The sequence below is a fragment of the Thermoanaerobaculum aquaticum genome (genome assembly GCF_000687145.1).
Lineage (GTDB): Bacteria > Acidobacteriota > Thermoanaerobaculia > Thermoanaerobaculales > Thermoanaerobaculaceae > Thermoanaerobaculum > Thermoanaerobaculum aquaticum.
Genome location: NZ_JMFG01000037.1, coordinates 24,755 through 40,525, shown reverse-complemented (window position 1 = coordinate 40,525; position 15,771 = coordinate 24,755). Strand labels below are relative to the sequence as shown.

The 15,771-nt window shown below is 67.0% G+C and carries 17 protein-coding genes and 1 pseudogene; all 18 read left to right on the top strand.

Features of this window, described 5'->3' with window-relative positions:
* The first annotated feature begins 726 nt into the window (after positions 1-726).
* The 18 genes and pseudogenes from EG19_RS12940 to trpA all read left to right on the top strand — a co-directional run bounded on the left by EG19_RS12940 (position 727) and on the right by trpA (position 15,743).
* On the top strand, positions 727-2,217 hold the full coding sequence (locus EG19_RS12940; protein WP_053335267.1) for a type I 3-dehydroquinate dehydratase: 1,491 nt from the start codon (positions 727-729) through the stop codon (positions 2,215-2,217).
* Complete coding sequence (locus EG19_RS11425) at positions 2,214-3,092, top strand: ATP phosphoribosyltransferase regulatory subunit (RefSeq protein ID WP_081800148.1); 879 nt, start codon at positions 2,214-2,216, stop codon at positions 3,090-3,092. The genes EG19_RS12940 and EG19_RS11425 overlap by 4 nt, the downstream gene beginning before the upstream one ends.
* A complete protein-coding gene (hisG, locus tag EG19_RS11420; protein ID WP_038050459.1) occupies positions 3,086-3,721 on the top strand; it encodes an ATP phosphoribosyltransferase in 636 nt (211 codons plus the stop codon). Before EG19_RS11425 ends, hisG begins: the two co-directional genes overlap by 7 nt.
* Positions 3,699-4,161 (top strand): annotated as a pseudogene (locus tag EG19_RS14495) (histidinol dehydrogenase); the annotation flags it as partial. The gene hisG and the pseudogene EG19_RS14495, both read left to right, overlap by 23 nt.
* A gap of 12 nt (positions 4,162-4,173) precedes the next feature.
* Positions 4,174-4,998, top strand: a complete 825-nt coding sequence (hisD, locus tag EG19_RS14490; RefSeq protein WP_407702158.1) for a histidinol dehydrogenase — start codon at positions 4,174-4,176, stop codon at positions 4,996-4,998.
* Positions 4,995-6,026 carry an aminotransferase class I/II-fold pyridoxal phosphate-dependent enzyme gene (locus EG19_RS12925; RefSeq protein WP_053335264.1) on the top strand — a complete coding sequence of 344 codons (1,032 nt, stop codon included), beginning with the start codon at positions 4,995-4,997 and terminating at the stop codon, positions 6,024-6,026. Before hisD ends, EG19_RS12925 begins: the two co-directional genes overlap by 4 nt.
* Complete coding sequence (gene hisB, locus EG19_RS11405; RefSeq protein ID WP_053335263.1) at positions 6,016-6,612, top strand: imidazoleglycerol-phosphate dehydratase HisB; 597 nt, start codon at positions 6,016-6,018, stop codon at positions 6,610-6,612. Before EG19_RS12925 ends, hisB begins: the two co-directional genes overlap by 11 nt.
* Positions 6,609-7,208, top strand: a complete 600-nt coding sequence (gene hisH / locus EG19_RS11400) for an imidazole glycerol phosphate synthase subunit HisH (RefSeq protein WP_038050456.1) — start codon at positions 6,609-6,611, stop codon at positions 7,206-7,208. The genes hisB and hisH overlap by 4 nt, the downstream gene beginning before the upstream one ends.
* Entirely contained in the window at positions 7,205-7,939 is a 735-nt protein-coding gene (locus EG19_RS11395; protein WP_038050454.1) for a 1-(5-phosphoribosyl)-5-[(5-phosphoribosylamino)methylideneamino] imidazole-4-carboxamide isomerase, read from the top strand. Before hisH ends, EG19_RS11395 begins: the two co-directional genes overlap by 4 nt.
* A gap of 1 nt (position 7,940) precedes the next feature.
* The gene (gene hisF / locus EG19_RS11390) at positions 7,941-8,708 is read left to right on the top strand and encodes an imidazole glycerol phosphate synthase subunit HisF (RefSeq protein ID WP_038050451.1); all 768 of its coding nucleotides are present in this window, start codon (positions 7,941-7,943) and stop codon (positions 8,706-8,708) included.
* Positions 8,699-9,322: a bifunctional phosphoribosyl-AMP cyclohydrolase/phosphoribosyl-ATP diphosphatase HisIE gene (gene hisIE / locus EG19_RS11385; protein WP_200867157.1), complete on the top strand. Its 624-nt coding sequence runs from the start codon at positions 8,699-8,701 to the stop codon at positions 9,320-9,322. Before hisF ends, hisIE begins: the two co-directional genes overlap by 10 nt.
* Positions 9,319-10,794 (top strand): anthranilate synthase component I family protein, encoded by a 1,476-nt coding sequence (locus tag EG19_RS11380; protein ID WP_038050449.1) that lies wholly within the window; start codon positions 9,319-9,321, stop codon positions 10,792-10,794. The genes hisIE and EG19_RS11380 overlap by 4 nt, the downstream gene beginning before the upstream one ends.
* Positions 10,791-11,363 carry an anthranilate synthase component II gene (locus EG19_RS11375; protein WP_038050447.1) on the top strand — a complete coding sequence of 191 codons (573 nt, stop codon included), beginning with the start codon at positions 10,791-10,793 and terminating at the stop codon, positions 11,361-11,363. The genes EG19_RS11380 and EG19_RS11375 overlap by 4 nt, the downstream gene beginning before the upstream one ends.
* 12 nt (positions 11,364-11,375) lie before the next feature.
* Positions 11,376-12,398: an anthranilate phosphoribosyltransferase gene (gene trpD / locus EG19_RS11370; RefSeq protein ID WP_038050445.1), complete on the top strand. Its 1,023-nt coding sequence runs from the start codon at positions 11,376-11,378 to the stop codon at positions 12,396-12,398.
* Complete coding sequence (locus EG19_RS11365; protein WP_038050443.1) at positions 12,391-13,152, top strand: indole-3-glycerol phosphate synthase TrpC; 762 nt, start codon at positions 12,391-12,393, stop codon at positions 13,150-13,152. The genes trpD and EG19_RS11365 overlap by 8 nt, the downstream gene beginning before the upstream one ends.
* Entirely contained in the window at positions 13,149-13,769 is a 621-nt protein-coding gene (locus EG19_RS11360) for a phosphoribosylanthranilate isomerase (protein ID WP_200867156.1), read from the top strand. Before EG19_RS11365 ends, EG19_RS11360 begins: the two co-directional genes overlap by 4 nt.
* Positions 13,750-14,943, top strand: coding sequence for a tryptophan synthase subunit beta (gene trpB, locus EG19_RS11355; RefSeq protein WP_235208738.1), 1,194 nt, complete (start codon positions 13,750-13,752; stop codon positions 14,941-14,943). Before EG19_RS11360 ends, trpB begins: the two co-directional genes overlap by 20 nt.
* Positions 14,940-15,743 (top strand): tryptophan synthase subunit alpha, encoded by an 804-nt coding sequence (gene trpA, locus EG19_RS11350; protein WP_038050440.1) that lies wholly within the window; start codon positions 14,940-14,942, stop codon positions 15,741-15,743. The genes trpB and trpA overlap by 4 nt, the downstream gene beginning before the upstream one ends.
* Positions 15,744-15,771: the final 28 nt, after the last annotated feature.

The following is a 15,771-nucleotide window of genomic DNA, read 5'->3' as shown; positions in this document are numbered from 1 at the left end:
GGGCGCGTGGATTGAAACTACCGGCCTCGAACGCCTTTTTGAGCGTGTTGAGGTCGCGCCCCGCGCGGGCGCGTGGATTGAAACTTGGCCGCTGGCGATATACACCTATAAACACCTAGTCGCGCCCCGCGCGGGCGCGTGGATTGAAACTCGTCATACTGCTGGCGGGCCAGGTCCCCTATCTGCGTCGCGCCCCGCGCGGGCGCGCGGGTTTGTGGAAGGGGCGACCAAGCGCTCGCCCCTGATGATGTTCGCAGCTCGAAGCTAGAGAGGAAAGACGTTAAAGAAGCTAAAGAAACTAAAGAAGTTGGATTAAAAGCTCTTTTGGGTGGGTCATCGGTTTTTCCGAGCTCAATGGAGGTCGAGCAGCGGTTTCCTAAACCGCGTGTCCTGGTAGGCGATTTCCTCCGTGTGCGGGGGTTAGGCAGGGCGGTTGGATGGGATCGGCATGGAATGGGAGTGCATCGCGGGGCAAGGGTGTCGGTTGCGGCCGAGCTGGGCCGGAGGAGACGGGCGAAGGGAAGGGCCTTGACAGGGTTGCGGGTGGCGGGGTACAGTCGTGGCGTGATGAACGCGATGGGTTACCGCACCTACGGCCATTGGTACTGGTTCCACACGCCAGAGCGGCGTTAGGGCGGAAAACCCCGCTCGCGCCGCGTGGCCGAGCGGGGACCTTGGGAAGAACACAACCACCTCCCCGCCGGCAGCGGCGGGGAGGTTAGTTTTATGGAGATCGTTGCAACGTTTGGAAAGCTCGGGCCAGGGGATCCCAAGGAAACCATCTCCCATCCGCCGGCGGGCGCCACGTTGGTGGAGGTGCGCGCCGATCTGCTATCGCCTTCCTATCCGGTAAGCGAGCTGGTGCGTGCTTCGCGGCTGCCGGTGATCCTGACGCTGCGCTCCAAAGCTGAAGGTGGCCAAGGGCCGGAGGATGCCGCTAGTCGGCAGGCGTTTTACCGCGAAGCGGCCGCCTGCGGTGCGGCTTTTTACGATCTGGAAGCGGAGCGCGATGTGGAGCTTTTGGGGTCGGTCATCCCCAAAGAAAAGGCCATCCTCTCCCAGCACTTCGACCACACGCCGGCCGATCTGGAAGAGCGTATGGCGCGCCTTTTGTCGGTGGGGACGCGGTTCGTGAAGGTGGTGCCCACCGCTCGTTCATGGGCGGATGTGGTGGTGGTGTTGCGCCTGGCCCAGGCGCTTGCCCGGGGGAGCAACGGCCATAAGCGGGGGATCGTTTTTGCGCAAGGGGAAGCAGGGGTTGCCACCCGCCTTTTGACGCCGTTTCTGGCCGCGCCGGTGGCCTACGCCGCGTGGGACGATGGCCAGCGGCTAGCCCCGGGTCAGCTTTCGGTGGAGGAGCTGCAAGCGCTGGTGGGGCACCTGAACGATCGCCCCCGGCGGGTGTACGGGGTGATTGGGTCGGCGGCCCACCGTTCGCTTTCGCCACGCATGCACGCCGCGGCTTTTCGTGCGCTGGGCTTGCCTTACGCCTTCGTGCCGCTGACGGTGACCGACGAGCGGGAGCTTGCCGCCCTGCTGCAGCCGGCTGGCTCTGGACCGCTGGATGCCGTGGGGCTTGTGGCCGGCGGGTTTGCTGTGACCATGCCCTGGAAGGAAAAAGCGGCGCTTTTGTGCGACGTGCTGGCGCCGCGGGCCAAGCGGGCGGGGGCGGTGAACACGGTGTTGCCGCGCCCGGGCAAGGTGATGGGCGATCTCACCGACGTGGATGGGGTGACCCGGGTGCTTTTGGAGGCGGGGCTTTCGCTTTCGGGGGCACGGGTGGCGGTGCTGGGCAGCGGAGGGGCGGCCCGGGCGGCGCTGGTGGCTTTGCAGCTAGCGGGGAGCTCGCTTTTCCTGGTGGCCCGTAACGCGGCCAAGGCAGCTTCCCTGGCCCGGGAGTTTGGAGCCCAGGTGGTGGAGCCCGAAAGGCTTTCGGATGTGCAGGCGTTCATTAACGCCACACCGGCCGGGGCCGAGGGTGAGGAGGACGAGCTTTTGTCAAGGCTGGCGTTGCCTGCAGGGTGCGTGGTGGTGGACATGCCTTACGGGGAAAGCCCGACGTTTTTGCAGAAGCTTTCGCTTGAGCGCGGCTGGGATTACGTTTCGGGGAAGGAAGTGCTGCTCTTTCAAGGAGTTTCGCAGTTCGCGGCGATGAACGGCGTGGCCCCACCGGTGCAGGCGATGGCTTCCGCTTTGGGGCTTGAGGAAGAGAAATGATGACGCTCCACGCTTTGCCGGCGGAAGGCGCGCGCCTCTATGAGGCTCAGTACCTGGGGATGCGGTGGCTGGTGGAGCGCGGCTTTCGGCCGGTGCTGCTCCCCCTGGTGTACCCGGTTAACGGCGAGGAAGACGGGGGGTTCCGCTTTCTGGACGGCGAGGGCAGGGTCTGGGGGGTGCGGGCCGACTTTACGCCGCTCATTGGCCGCGCGGTGAGTGGGGAGCTGGCCGAGGGGCGCACGCTGCGGGTTTGCTACGCCGGCGAGGTGGCGCGGCGGGAAGCGGCGCGGCTGCGGGGGGTGCGGGAGTTCATGCAGTTGGGCTTTGAGTCCTTCAACGTGGAAAACGAAGCAGCCGCCACCGTGGAGCTGCTGTTGGGTCTTTTAAAGGAGGTTGGTTTGCCGCTGGAGGGCCTCGCTTTGACGGTGAGCCACACCGGTTTGGGGGAGGAGATCCTGGGTTTGCTCACGGAGGAAGCGCCGGATCCGGAGCTTTTGGAGATGCTGGCGGCCAAGGATGCGGACGGCGTGACGTCGCTTTTGGGTTTGCGGGGTGAGGCGGCTTTCTACCTGCGCCAGGCGGTCTTCGATGAGGGCAGTAATTGGGTCCGCTTTTTCGGACAAGAACAAGCTTGGCAGCGGCTGCAAGCGGCTGCGGCGCCAGCGCGAGCGCAGGGGGTGGCAGTGCGCTTCGAGCTGGTGCCCCGCTCCTCCGCCCACTACTACCGGGGTGTGGTGTTTTCCCTGTGGGGCTCCAGGGGGAAGGGGCTTTTGGCGTCCGGGGGCGAGTACCGGGCGCAGGGAAAGCTCGGGCTTGTGCCGGCGGTGGGTGCCACGGTGGCGCTGGATCAGGTGCTGGCGGAGGGGGCATGGTGACCCTGGCCCTGCCCAAGGGCAGGCTCTTTGAGCCGGTGACCGCGCTTTTGGAGCAGGGCGGCTTTGCCGTGGCGGCGGCGCTCAGGTCCAACCCCAGGCGGTTGGTGCTGGAGGACGGGGAGCTGCGGGTGGTGGTGGTGAAGGATGCGGACGTGCCCGCCTACGTTTCCCAGGGGGTGGCGGACGGCGGGTTTGTGGGTTTGGACCACATCCTGGAAGCGGGGGCGGATTTGCTGCGCTTGCGGCGTTTTTCCTTTGGGCAGTGCCGGATGTGCTTGCTGGCGCGGGGGGATCGGCCGGTGCCTTCGATGACCAAGCCCTTCCGGTTGGCCACCAAGTACCCCCGCCTGGCGCAAAAGCTCTTGCGGCAACGGGGGTTGTGGGCGGAGGTGGTGCCGCTTGCGGGTTCGGTGGAGCTGGCCGCCACGTTGGATTTAGCGCCGCTGGTTTTGGACCTGGTGGAAACTGGAACCACGTTGCGGGAAAATGGGCTGATGATCGTGGAAACCTGGCTTTCGGTGGCGCCTTATTTTGTGGCCAACCGGGGCTCATGGGCAACGGGGTTTGAGGCATTGAGAGCGGTTTTGCACCGTTTGGGAGGTGGCCATGAGGAGCTTTCGGATCACTGAGGAAAAAGGCGAGAGGTTTTTGCAGCAGCTGGACGGGCGCATGGCGCGGGTGCTGGATCCGGGGCTGGAGGAAAAGGTCCGCGACATTGTGGCCAGCATTGCCAAGCGCGGGGACAAGGCCCTGTCCGCCTACGTGCGGCGCTTTGACCTCAAGGGCATGTCGGTTTCCCAGCTCAAGCTGGCCCCCGAAGCCCCCAGCGAGGCGGAGGTGGGCGAGGATTTTGCTGAAGCGGTGGAGCTGGCCCTTACCAACCTACAGGCGTTTCACGAGGGGCAGAAGCTTAAGGGCTACACGCTGGAGCTGCAGGGGGACGAGCTGGCCATTCGCGTGCGGCCGTTGAGCTCGGTGGGGGTGTACGTCCCCGGCGGCGGGGCGGTGTACCTGTCGAGCCTTCTGATGGCCGTGGTGCCCGCGCGGCTGGCGGGGGTGGAGCGCATTGNNGCGCATTGCCGTGGCCTGCCCGCCCCGGGCGTACCTCAGCTCACCGCACCTGCGCTACCTGCTCAAGCGCCTGGAGCTCCGCGAGGTGTACCTGATGGGCGGGGCCCATGCGCTGGCGGCTTTAGCCTTGGGGACCGAGTCGGTGACGCCGGTGGACAAGATCGTGGGTCCCGGTGGGCGCTGGGTGACAGCGGCCAAGCGGGCGCTGTACGGCATCGTGGACGTGGACCTCATCGCTGGGCCTTCGGAGGTGGTGGTGGTGGCCGACGGCCACGCCGATCCCGCCATCGTCGCCGCTGACCTCCTGGCCCAGGCCGAACACGACGAGGACGCCCTGGCGGTGGCCGTGACCACTTCGGAAAGCCTGGCGGAAAAGGTCGAAGCCCGCCTGCGCTCGCGTTTGCGTTCCCTGCCCGGCGACTCCCCGGCCCGTACCGCCCTGAAGCGGTGGGGGGCGGTGTTTTTGGCCGAGGACATGGAGGCCGCCTGTGGGGTGGTGAACCGCATTGCGCCGGAGCACGTGGAGCTTTTGGTGGAAGAGCCGCAACGCTGGGTGGAGCGCATCACCGCGGCGGGTGCCGTTTTCCTGGGGGCTTTTTCACCGGTGACCCTGGGCGATTACGTGGTGGGCTCCAACCACATCTTGCCCACGGCCCGGGCGGCGCGCTTTGCCTCGCCCCTGGGGGTTTGGGATTTCGTGCACCGCACCGCGGTGATCCAGGTTGCCCCGCACCGCTACCCCAAGCTGGCCAGGGCGGCGGCCACCCTGGCGGAAGTGGAGGGGCTCCCCCTTCACGCGGAAGCCCTGAGCGCCGGCGAGCGGGGGAGGTTGTGAGCACCGGTTATTCCCGTCCGGCGGTGGCGCCTGCCCCCCTGCGTTTGGACCTCAACGAGGCCCCCTGGGATGCCGACGAGGCCTTTCGCAAGCTGTTCCTTTCCTTCTTGGAGCAGGTGGAGCTGCGGCGCTACCCGCCCATGGATGCCCGGCCGGCCCGGGAGGCCGCCGCGCGGCTTTACGGTTGGCAGGTTGAAGGCACGCTGGTGGGCAACGGCTCCAACGAGGTTTTAGCGGCGGCCCTGGCTACCTTTGCCGCTGGCGGCAAGGTGTTGACCTTATGGCCCAGCTTTTCCATTTACCCCTGGCTGATCCGCCGTGCCGGCGGTAGCGAGCTGCGGTTGTGGCTGAAGCCGCCGGATTTTGCCGTGGCCGAGGACGAGCTTTTTAGCTTGGCCGAAGACGCGGACCTCCTCCTCCTGTGCTCCCCCAACAACCCCACCGGCGGCGAGCTCTCTCCGGCCCTCTGGCGCAGGCTGTTGAGCCTCGGCAAACCCACAATTTGGGACGGGGCTTACTGGGAGTTTGGAAGCGACGGTGACATGCGTTCGTGGCTTACGGAGTTCCCCAACTTGATGGTGACCCGCACGCTTTCCAAGGTCTGGGGGGTGGCCGGGGTGCGCGCCGGCTGCCTGTGCACGTCCCCGGAGCTGGCGAAGAGGGTGGCCAAGCGGCTGTTCCCGTTTGCCCCCGGGGTGGCCGTTTGGGCGGCCTTCGAAGCGGCCGCGGCACTGCCGGAGGTGGGGCGGCAGAGGGCGCAAGCGGTGGTGGCCGAAAGGGATCGCCAGCTGGCGGCCTTGGCCTCGCTGCCCAAACTTGAAGCCGTGCCTTCCCGCGGCAACTTTTACCTGCTCCGCTGCCAGGGGTGGGACGGGGCGCGCTTGGCCCAGGCGTTGGCCCAGGCGGGGGTGGCTGTGCGGCCGGTGGAGGAGCTTTCGGCTTCCGGGTACGTGCGGGTCACGGTGGGCAACCCCGAGGAGGGGGACACTTTGCTGGCGGTGCTGCAGGAGGTGACCCGTGGACTCTAGAGTGGGGCGGGTGGAGCGGCTCACCGGTGAAACCACCGTGGTGGTGGAGCTGGAGCTGGGTGGTCAGGGTTACGCGGTGACCACCGGCGTGGGTTTTTTTGACCACATGTTGGCAACCCTGGCCCACCACGCGGGGGTGGGCTTGACGGTGCGGGCCGAGGGCGATCTGGTGGTGGACGCCCACCACACCGTGGAGGACGTGGGGCTGGCGGTGGGTCAGGCTCTGGCCGAGGCCCTGGGCGAGCGGCGGGGGATCCAGCGCTTCGGTTTTGCCTACGCGCCCCTGGACGAGGCCCTGGCCCGGGCGGTGGTGGACCTATCGGGGCGGCCCTACGCCTGGGTGGCTTTCCCCCAAGGGCTGGAGCTGGCGCTGGTGACCAGCACCTTTCCGCTCACGCTGGTGGCGGAGTTTTTCAAGGCGCTGGCCAGCCGCGGGCTTTTGACCCTCCATCTGGACGTGGAGCGGGGGCGCGACCCGCACCACGCGGCGGAAGCGGCGTTTAAGGCCTTTGCCCTGGCCCTGCGGCAAGCGGTGCAGCTGGTTTCGGAAACCGTGCCCTCCACCAAAGGCACCCTGCACCTATGACCGTCACCGTGGTGGACCTTGGGGTGGGCAACCTGCCCAACGTAGTGCGGGCTTTTCGCCGTTTGGGAGCGGACGTGCAGGTGGTTTCCCAGGCCAGAGAGGTAGCCGGGGCCCGCTGCCTGGTGCTGCCCGGCGTGGGGGCAGCGCCTCCGGCGTTGCGCCGGCTCGGGGAAACCGGGCTTGCGGGAGCCCTCCGGCAGGCGGTGGAAAACGGGGCGTGGCTTTTGGGCATTTGCCTCGGGCACCAGCTGTTGTTTGAAGAGCTCACGGAGTTCGGTGTGCATCGCGGCCTGGGGTTTCTCTCCGGGGTGGTTTCGCCTTTGCCCGCCGGGGTACGGGTGCCGCACATGGGCTGGGCGCGGGTGGAGCTCACCCGCCGGGGTTTTCGCTCTCTGGACGGGAAGTGGTTTTACTTCGTGCACTCCTTTGCCGCCCAAGCCAGCCCCGAAGATGAGGCGGCGGTGGTGGAGCACGAGGGGTTGCGCCTTTGCGCGGCGGCCCAGCGGGGGCGGGTGGTGGGGGTGCAGTTCCACCCCGAAAAGAGCGGGGAAGCGGGCGCGCGTTTTTTGCGTGAGTTTTTGGAGCGGGCTTCATGAGCGGCAACTTTCGCGTTTGGGCAGCGGTGGACCTTTTGGGCGGCAAGGCCGTGCGCTTGCGCCAGGGCAGACCCGAAACCGCCTGGGTGGTGAGCGAGGATCCGGTGGCGCTGGCGCAGCGCTGGCAGGAGGGGGGCGTTGCGGGGGTGCACGTGGTGGATTTGGATGCGGCTTTGGGCTTGGGGCACAACCGGCCGGTGGTGGCGGCGCTGTGCCGGGAGCTTTCGGTCCCGGTGCAGGTGGGGGGCGGGGTGCGCTCCGCCGAGGCCTACCGGGAGCTGCGGGCGCTGGGGGCCACCCGGGTGGTGGTGGGCTCGCTGGCGGTGCGGGAGCCCAAGACCATCCAGCTCCTTGCGGCCGAAGACCCCGAGGGGCTGGTGGTGGCGGCGGACAGCCGCCAGGGCGTGGTGGTCACCGGCGGCTGGGCGGAGGCCAGCTCCTGGTCGCCGGCGGATTTTGCCCGGGAGGTCAGGCGGCTGGGGTGCCGGCACCTTCTGGTGACGGCGGTGGATCTGGATGGCACCGGGGATGGACCGGATTTTCCCTTGCTGCGCAGGGTCTTGCATGCCTTTGGCCCGGGGGTGTTGGCTTCCGGAGGGGTGGGGAGGTTAGAGGAGCTGCGGTTCCTGGCTGCCATGGCCCGGGATGGGCTGGAAGGGGTGGTGGTGGGGACCGCTTTGGCCACCGGGCAGCTGACCTTTGCCGATATCGCCCAGGTGCAGGGGGCTTGAGGTGGGAGCTTTCCGGGTCGTTCCGTGCTTGGATGTGGACCGCGGCCGGGTGGTGAAGGGCGTGCGTTTTCAGGACCTGCGCACCATGGGGGATCCTGTGGCGTTGGCCCAGCGCTACCGCGACGAAGGCGCCGACGAGCTGGTTTTTCTCGATATTTCCGCCACCGTGGAGGGAAGGGAAACCATGCGTTGGGTGGTGGGCCAGGTGGCGGAGGTGCTGGACATCCCGTTTTGCGTGGGAGGTGGGGTGCGAACGGTGGAGGATGCACGAAAGCTGCTGGCTGCCGGCGCCGATAAGGTGGCGGTGAACTCGGCGGCGGTGGCCAACCCCGAGCTGCTTTCGCAGCTGGCGGCGCTTTTGGGTAGTCAAAGCGTGGTGCTGGCGGTGGACGCCCGCCGGGCCCCCTGGGGCTTCGAGGTGGTCACCCACGGCGGCACGGTGCCCACCGGTCGCGATGTGGTTTCTTGGGTGCAGGAGGGGGTGGAGCGGGGGGCCGGCGAGCTTTTGCTCACCTCCATAGACCGTGACGGCACCGGCCAGGGCTTCGATGTGGAGCTGCTGGCGGCGGTGCGAAAGGCGGTGAGCGTGCCCATTGTGGCCTCCGGCGGCGGCACCTTGCCGGAGCACTTTGTGGCCGCTTTTCAAGCGGGCGCCGATGCCGGCCTGGCGGCCAGCATCTTTCATCAGCAGCAGATGACGGTGGCTGACCTCAAGCGGAGGTTGGCAGCAGCAGGGGTCCCGGTTCGTTGGGAGGAAGCGTGGGGGTAGAGGAGAGCTTGCGGTACGACCCGCGGGGCTTGGTTCCCGCGGTGGTGCAGCACGCCCTAACTGGGGAGGTGCTGATGCTGGGCTTCATGAACGCCGAAGCGGTGGCAAAAACGCTAGAAACCGGGCTGGTGCACTTTTTCTCCCGTTCCCGCAACGAGCTTTGGCAAAAGGGGGAAACCTCCGGGAACCGGCTGGCGCTGCGGGGGATGGTGGCCGACTGTGACGGCGACGCGCTGCTGGTTCTGGCGGTGCCGCAGGGCCCTACCTGTCACACCGGGGAAGCGAGCTGTTTCCACCGGCCCGTTTACGGCCAGGGGTGGGTGCCGGTTCCAGCGTTTTTGGGCTTGCTGCGCATGATCCGGGCCCGGCAGGAGCAGGCCCCGGAAGGCTCCTACACGGCGAGGCTTTTGGCCTCCCCGGATGAGGCTTTGAAAAAGCTGGTGGAGGAAGCCGGAGAGGTGGTGCTGGCCGCCCGCGGCCAGGGGCCTGAGAGGCTGGTGCAGGAGCTGGCGGACCTTCTGTACCACCTGGCGGTGGTGCTGGTGGCGGAAGGCGTTCCGGTGGAGGCGGTCAACCGGGAGCTGGAAGCCCGGGGGCTGGGAGGGCGCCCATGAACGTCCCCGATTTGCCCACCTACCGCCGTTTGGCCGCGGAGTTTCCGGTGGTGCCCATCGTGCGGGAGCTCACCGCCGATACGGTCACCCCTTACGGCATGCTGCTGCGCCTGGCCCGCTGGGGGTGTCACCCGTTTCTCCTGGAGTCGGTGGAAGGGGGGGAGCGGGTGGCGCGGTGGTCCTTTGCCGGAGCCAACCCTCGCCGGGTCATAACCCTGCGCGCCGGCCAGGTGGCGGTGGACGGCAAGCCCGTGCCGGGCGAGCCGGTTGCCAGCTTGCACCGCTTGCTGGTGGGCCCCGGGCGCCCGCAGCTGGAGGCTTTCCCTCCCTTTGTGGGTGGGGCGGTGGGCTACCTGGCCTACGACACCGTGCGCTACCTGGAGCGCCTGCCCGATCGCCTCCCCGACCCCCTGGCGCTGCCCGAGGCCTGGTTTGGCGACTACCGTGTGGTGGCTGCCCTGGATCGGGTCCGCCAGCGCTTGCTTTTGGTGGCCACCCCGGACCCCCGGGAGCTAGGGGTGGAGCAAGCCTACGCCAGGGGTTTAGCCGAGCTCGACGAGTTGGCCGCGGTGCTGGCCAAGCCGTTGGAAGCCGCTGCCCCCGCTCCCATTCCCGAGGTGGCGGATGCGGTTCCTGCTTCGGCTACCGTGGTGCCTGAGGATGAGGCGTTCCTGCGGGCGGTGGAAAAGGCGAAAGAAGCGATCCGTGCGGGGGAGATCTTTCAAATTGTGCTTTCCCGCCGCTGGTCTTTGCCGCTGGAAGCTTCGGCCTACACGCTTTACCGCGCGCTGCGCTTAACCAACCCTTCCCCCTACATGTTCTTCCTGGACACCGGTCAGGCCCAGGTGCTGGGTTCTTCCCCGGAAACCCTGGCCCGCCTGCGGGGGGCGGTGGCCACCACCTGTCCCATTGCCGGAACCCGTCCCCGGGGGCGCACGGCCGAGGAGGACGCTGCCCTGGAGCGGGAGCTCTGCAACGACGAAAAGGAGCGGGCCGAGCACCTCATGCTGGTGGATCTGGGGCGCAACGATTTAGGGCGGGTGTGCCGGCCGGGTAGCGTGAACGTGGTGCGCTTCATGGCGGTGGAGCGCTACTCCCACGTCATGCACTTGGTAAGCGAAGTAAACGGCCGCCTGCAGGCCGGAAAAGACGCTTTGGACGTGCTTTTTTCCTGCTTTCCCGCCGGTACCCTCACCGGTGCCCCCAAGGTGCGGGCCATGGAGCTCATTGAGGAGCTGGAGCCGGTGCGGCGGGGGATTTACGGCGGCGCCGTGGGCTACTTTGACGTGGGGGGCGACATGGACGCCTGCATTGCCATCCGCACCGCGGTGGCTACGGGTGGACAGGTGCACCTGCAGGCTGGCGCCGGCGTGGTGTTTGACTCGCTGCCCGAGCGGGAGCTTTCCGAATGCGGGCACAAGGTGCAGGCGCTGCTTTCGGCCTGCCTTTTGGCCGGAGGGATGGAGCCATGATCCTCATGGTGGACAACTACGACTCCTTCACCTTCAACCTGGTGCAGTACCTGTGGGAGCTGGCCGCCGGGGAAGAGGTGCAGGTGGTGCGCAACGACCAAGCCACGGTCCCGGAGCTTCTGGCCAAAAAGCCACGGGCCATCGTGATTTCCCCAGGTCCCGGGCGGCCGGAAAACGCCGGGGTTTGCGTGGAGCTCTTCCGAAAGGCCCCCCACGTGCCGATTTTGGGGGTGTGCCTGGGGCATCAGGCGCTGGGGGTGGCCTACGGCGGGGAGGTGGTGCGGGCTCCCGAGCCGCGCCACGGCAAGACCTCGGAAATCCGCCACGCCGGCGTCGGCATCTTCCGGAAGCTGCCGGACCCTTTCTTGGCCACGCGCTACCACTCGCTGGTGGTGCGCCGGGAAAGCCTGCCTGCTGAGCTTTTGGTGACCGCCTGGACCGAGGACGGGCTCATCATGGGCCTCCAGCACAGGAGCCGCCCGCACTTTGGCGTGCAGTTCCACCCGGAGTCCTATCTCACCAACCGCGGCAAGGACTTGCTGGCCAACTTCCTGGAGCTGGCAAGCTAAAAGGGGGAAGCGATGTTCAAGGTTGCCATGGAAACGCTGCTTTCTGGCCGAGAGCTTGCTCCGGAGCTCATGCGCCAGGCCTTTTCCGCCCTTATGGGGGGCGAGCTCACGCCCGCCCAGCAGGCGGCTTTTCTGGTGGCGCTGCGGGCCAAGGGGGAAACGGCTTCCGAGGTGGCGGAGGCGGCGCGGGTCATGCGGGAGTTTGCGGTGCGCCTTTCCGCCCCAACGGGGGCGGTGGATACCTGCGGCACCGGCGGGGACGGCGCGGGCACCCTCAACATCTCCACCGCTGCCGCTATCCTCACCGCAAGCCTGGGGGTTCCGGTGGCCAAGCACGGCAACCGCTCGGTGTCTTCCCGCTGCGGTTCCGCCGATGTGCTGGAGGCCATGGGCTGGCCTTTGACCCTGGCGCCGGAAGCTTTGGAGCGGTTGTTACAGGAGGAGGGGTTTGCCTTCCTCTTTGCGCCCGCGTTTCACCCGGCCATGAAGGTGGTGGCGCCGGTGCGGCGGGAGCTGGGTTTGCGCACGGTGTTTAACCTCTTGGGGCCTTTGGCCAATCCCGCGGGGGTGCAACGGCAGGTGGTGGGGGTGTTTTCCTTGCCGGCCCAGGACCTGGTGGCGGAGGCGTTGGCCCGTCTGGGGGCCGAGCACGTGTGGGTGGTGCACAGCGAGGACGGCATGGACGAGCTTTCCCCCAGCGTTCCCACCCGGGTGGTGGAGGTGCGGGAGGGGGCAGTGGTGCGGGAGTTTCTTTTGGACCCCCAAACCCTGGGAGTTCCCCCGGTGGGGCGGGAGGATCTGCTCGGGGGGGAGGCCGTCCAGAACGCCCAGAGGCTTTTGGCCATGCTGGGGGGAGAAGCGGACCCCGCAGCGCCGGCGGTGGCTTTGGCCTCGGCGGCAGCGCTGGTGGTGGCTGGCCGGGCGGCCACGGTAGCCGAGGGCTACGAGTTGGCCAGCTCGGCGCTAAAGCACGGCACCGCTTTGGGCTTTTGGCAAAAGCTTTTGAGCAAGGCGCGGGAGCTTTCCCATGGGTAAGAACTGGCTGGAGCTTTTGGTGGCCTCCGGCACGGCGCGCTTTGCTGAACCACCGAAAGCCTCGAATCCCGAGTTTCCCCGCCGCAGCTTGCTGCAAGCCCTCAGCGAGGAGGGGGTGAGGATCATTGCCGAGGTGAAGAGACAGTCCCCCTCCGCCGGCGTACTGCGGGAGCCCATGGATCCCGCGGGGCTGGCCCGGGCGTACCAGCGGGGGGGTGCGGCCGCCATTTCGGTGGTGACCGAGCCCCGGTACTTTGGCGGGGACAGTCGGTGGGTGGCTGAGGTCAAGCAAGCCACCAGCTTGCCGGTGTTGCAGAAGGACTTCTTTTCCCGCCCTGAACACCTGGCCCATGGCCTGGCCAGCGGGGCCGATGCCGTGCTGCTCATTGCCCGGGTACTTCCCGGCTCGCTGCTTTCGGAAATGGTGGCGTGCTGCCGGGAGCTGGGTTTGGAGCCGCTGGTGGAAACCCACAACGAGGAGGATGTGCAGCGGGCGCTGGATGCCGGGGCTACGCTTTTGGGTGTCAACTCGCGAGACCTGGCGACGTTCACGGTCCAGGTAGAAGCGGCAGCAGCTCTGGTGCGAGGTTTGCCTTCTGGGGTGGTGGGGGTGCTGGAGTCGGGGGTTAAAGACCCCGGGCAGTTTTCCCAGCTTGTGGCCCAAGGTGTGCGGCGCTTTTTGATTGGCGAGTACCTCCTGCGGCAGGAAGAGCCGGAGCGCGCCCTGAAAGGGCTTTTGGAGGCCCGGTGGTGACGGTGAAGATCTGCGGCCTTACCGATGCCGGCGATGCCATCATGGCCGCAGAGGCCGGCGCCGATTACTTGGGCTTCGTGTTTGCCCCCTCCTCGCCGCGGACGCTTTCGGTGGCTGACTGTTTGTGGATTGAAGCGGTGCCTTTTCCCGCCAAGGTTGGGGTCTTCCGCGATCAACCCCGGCATTTCATTGAAACCGTGCGGGAAAAGGCCGGGCTTGCCTTAGTGCAGCTCCACGGGCAGGAACCACCGGAGCTTTGCCAGGCGCTGGGAGGGCCAAAAGCCGTAATCAAAGCCATCACCGTGGAAACCTCTGTGGACTGGGAGCTGGTGAGGACTTACGCCCCGGTGGCGCGCATCCTCTTCGATGCTGGCGGCGGCTCCGGCCGCACCTTTCCCTGGGAGCTACTCGCCAGCCCGCCCCTTGCCCTGCGCTTTTGGATTGCCGGAGGGCTTTCCCCGGGCAACGTGGCGCAAGCCATAGCTGTTTGCGCTCCGGTGGGGGTGGATGTGTCCTCTGGGGTAGAATCGTCCCCTGGCCGCAAGGACCCGGTGAAGGTTCGGGCCTTTATTCGAGCTGTTCGTGAGGGAGGGGTGCGTGAAGCGGTTACCGGATGAACGCGGTTACTTTGGGCCTTACGGGGGTCGGTTTGTGCCCGAAACCCTCATGGCCCCCCTGCAGGAGCTGGAGCAGGCCTTTCGCGAGGCCACCCGGGACAAGGGCTTCCGTCGGGAGCTGGAGGCCTTGCTCCGGGACTACTGCGGCCGTCCCACCCCCCTCACCTTTGCCGCGCGCCTTTCCGCCCATCTGGGCGGTGCCCGCATTTACCTCAAACGCGAGGACCTCTGCCACACCGGCGCGCACAAGATCAACAACGCCCTGGCCCAGTGCCTCTTGGCCCGGCGCATGGGCAAGGTGCGGGTGGTGGCGGAAACCGGCGCCGGACAGCACGGCGTGGCGGTGGCCACCGCCGCTGCGCTTTTGGGGCTTTCCTGCCGGATTTACATGGGTACCGAAGACGAGCGCCGGCAGTCGCTGAACGTGTACCGCATGAAGCTTTTGGGTGCGGAGGTGGTGGGGGTGGATGCCGGCTCCAAGACCCTTAAAGACGCTATTAACGAAGCGCTTCGGGATTGGGTCACCAACGTGGCCACCACCCACTACGTCATGGGCTCGGTCCTGGGTCCCCATCCTTACCCCATGATGGTGCGGGAGTTCCAATCGGTCATTGGCGCCGAGGCTTGGCTGCAAATCCGCAAAGCCCACGGCGCGCTGCCCAGCCTGGTGGTGGCGTGCGTGGGCGGCGGCTCCAACGCGGCTGGCATCTTTTCCGCCTTTTTGCCGTACCAAAAGGTGAAGCTGGTGGGGGTGGAAGCGGGGGGGAGAGGGCCGCTTTTGGGGCACCACGCCGCCCGCTTTGCCGGCGGCTCACCGGGGGTGCTGCACGGCACCTACACCTACGTGCTGCAGGACGCCTCCGGCAACACCGCCCCAACCCATTCGGTTTCGGCGGGGCTGGACTACCCGGCGGTGGGTCCCGAGCACGCCTTCTGGAAGGACACCAGGAGGGTGGAGTACGTGCAGGTTTCCGACGATGAGGCGCTTTCCGCTTTCCACCTGCTTTCCGAGCTGGAGGGCATCATGCCGGCCCTGGAAACCGCCCACGCTTTGGCCTTCGTCACCAAGGTAGCCCGCAGCTACTCCCCCGCCGAGGCCATTTTGGTGAACCTCTCCGGCCGGGGGGACAAGGACGTGACGGAGGTGGCGCGTTTGGAGGGGGTGCGGCTATGAGCAACCGGCTGGAAGCTGCCTTTCGGCGGGCAGCCAAGGAAAAGCGCGCGGCTTTCATTGCGTACATCACCGCCGGGGACCCTTCCCCGGCCCGCACCCTAGACGTCTTGCGGGCGCTGGAACGGGGCGGGGCCGATATTGTGGAGCTGGGCGTTCCCTTTTCTGACCCCATTGCCGACGGCCCCATTAACTGCGCCGCTGCGGAAAGGGCGCTGGCCGCCGGAACCACCCTCACCGGGGTTTTGCAAACCGTGCGGGAGCTCCGCTTTTCCTCTTCGCTGCCGATAGTGCTTTTCTCCTACGCCAACCCCATCCTCGCGTACGGGCTTTCCCGTTTTGCCGTGGACGCCGCTACCGCGGGTGTTGATGGCGTGCTTTTGACCGATGTCCCCGCAGAAGAAGCGGGTCCTTATTACCAGGCCTTGCGGCGGGTGGGCGTGGAGCTCATCCCCATGCTGGCCCCCACCTCCACCCGGGCGCGGGTGAAGCAAGCTAAAAAGCTTGCCGAAAGCTTTGTGTACTTCGTCTCCCACACCGGCGTCACCGGCCCGCAAGCGCAGCTGCCGGTGGAGCTGGAGGACCAGGTGCGTCTGGTGCGCAAGCTCACCGGCAGACGTGTGGCTGTGGGGTTTGGGGTGGCCAAGCCGGAGCAGGTCAACCGGGTGGCCAAGGTGGCGGATGGGGTGGTGGTGGGGTCGGCCATCGTCAACCGCATCGCGGAAATCGGCGATCGCCCCGAGCTTTTTGGGGAAATCCAGAGGTTTCTGCAACCGCTACGCGCAGCCACCCGCCGGTCCTAAGGGCGTGCTAACATAACTTCAGGAAAAG

Bases quoted from the DNA above. Each gene is read 5' to 3' on its own strand.
- hisG (WP_038050459.1), top strand. From the start codon at position 3,086: ATGGTGACCCTGGCCCTGCCCAAGGGCAGGCTCTTTGAGCCGGTGACC.
- trpA (WP_038050440.1), top strand. From the start codon at position 14,940: ATGAGCAACCGGCTGGAAGCTGCCTTTCGGCGGGCAGCCAAGGAAAAG.
- EG19_RS11365 (WP_038050443.1), top strand. From the start codon at position 12,391: ATGGGTAAGAACTGGCTGGAGCTTTTGGTGGCCTCCGGCACGGCGCGC.
- EG19_RS11375 (WP_038050447.1), top strand. From the start codon at position 10,791: ATGATCCTCATGGTGGACAACTACGACTCCTTCACCTTCAACCTGGTG.
- EG19_RS12940 (WP_053335267.1), top strand. From the start codon at position 727: ATGGAGATCGTTGCAACGTTTGGAAAGCTCGGGCCAGGGGATCCCAAG.
- EG19_RS11380 (WP_038050449.1), top strand. From the start codon at position 9,319: ATGAACGTCCCCGATTTGCCCACCTACCGCCGTTTGGCCGCGGAGTTT.
- EG19_RS11395 (WP_038050454.1), top strand. From the start codon at position 7,205: ATGAGCGGCAACTTTCGCGTTTGGGCAGCGGTGGACCTTTTGGGCGGC.
- EG19_RS11425 (WP_081800148.1), top strand. From the start codon at position 2,214: ATGATGACGCTCCACGCTTTGCCGGCGGAAGGCGCGCGCCTCTATGAG.
- hisH (WP_038050456.1), top strand. From the start codon at position 6,609: ATGACCGTCACCGTGGTGGACCTTGGGGTGGGCAACCTGCCCAACGTA.
- trpD (WP_038050445.1), top strand. From the start codon at position 11,376: ATGTTCAAGGTTGCCATGGAAACGCTGCTTTCTGGCCGAGAGCTTGCT.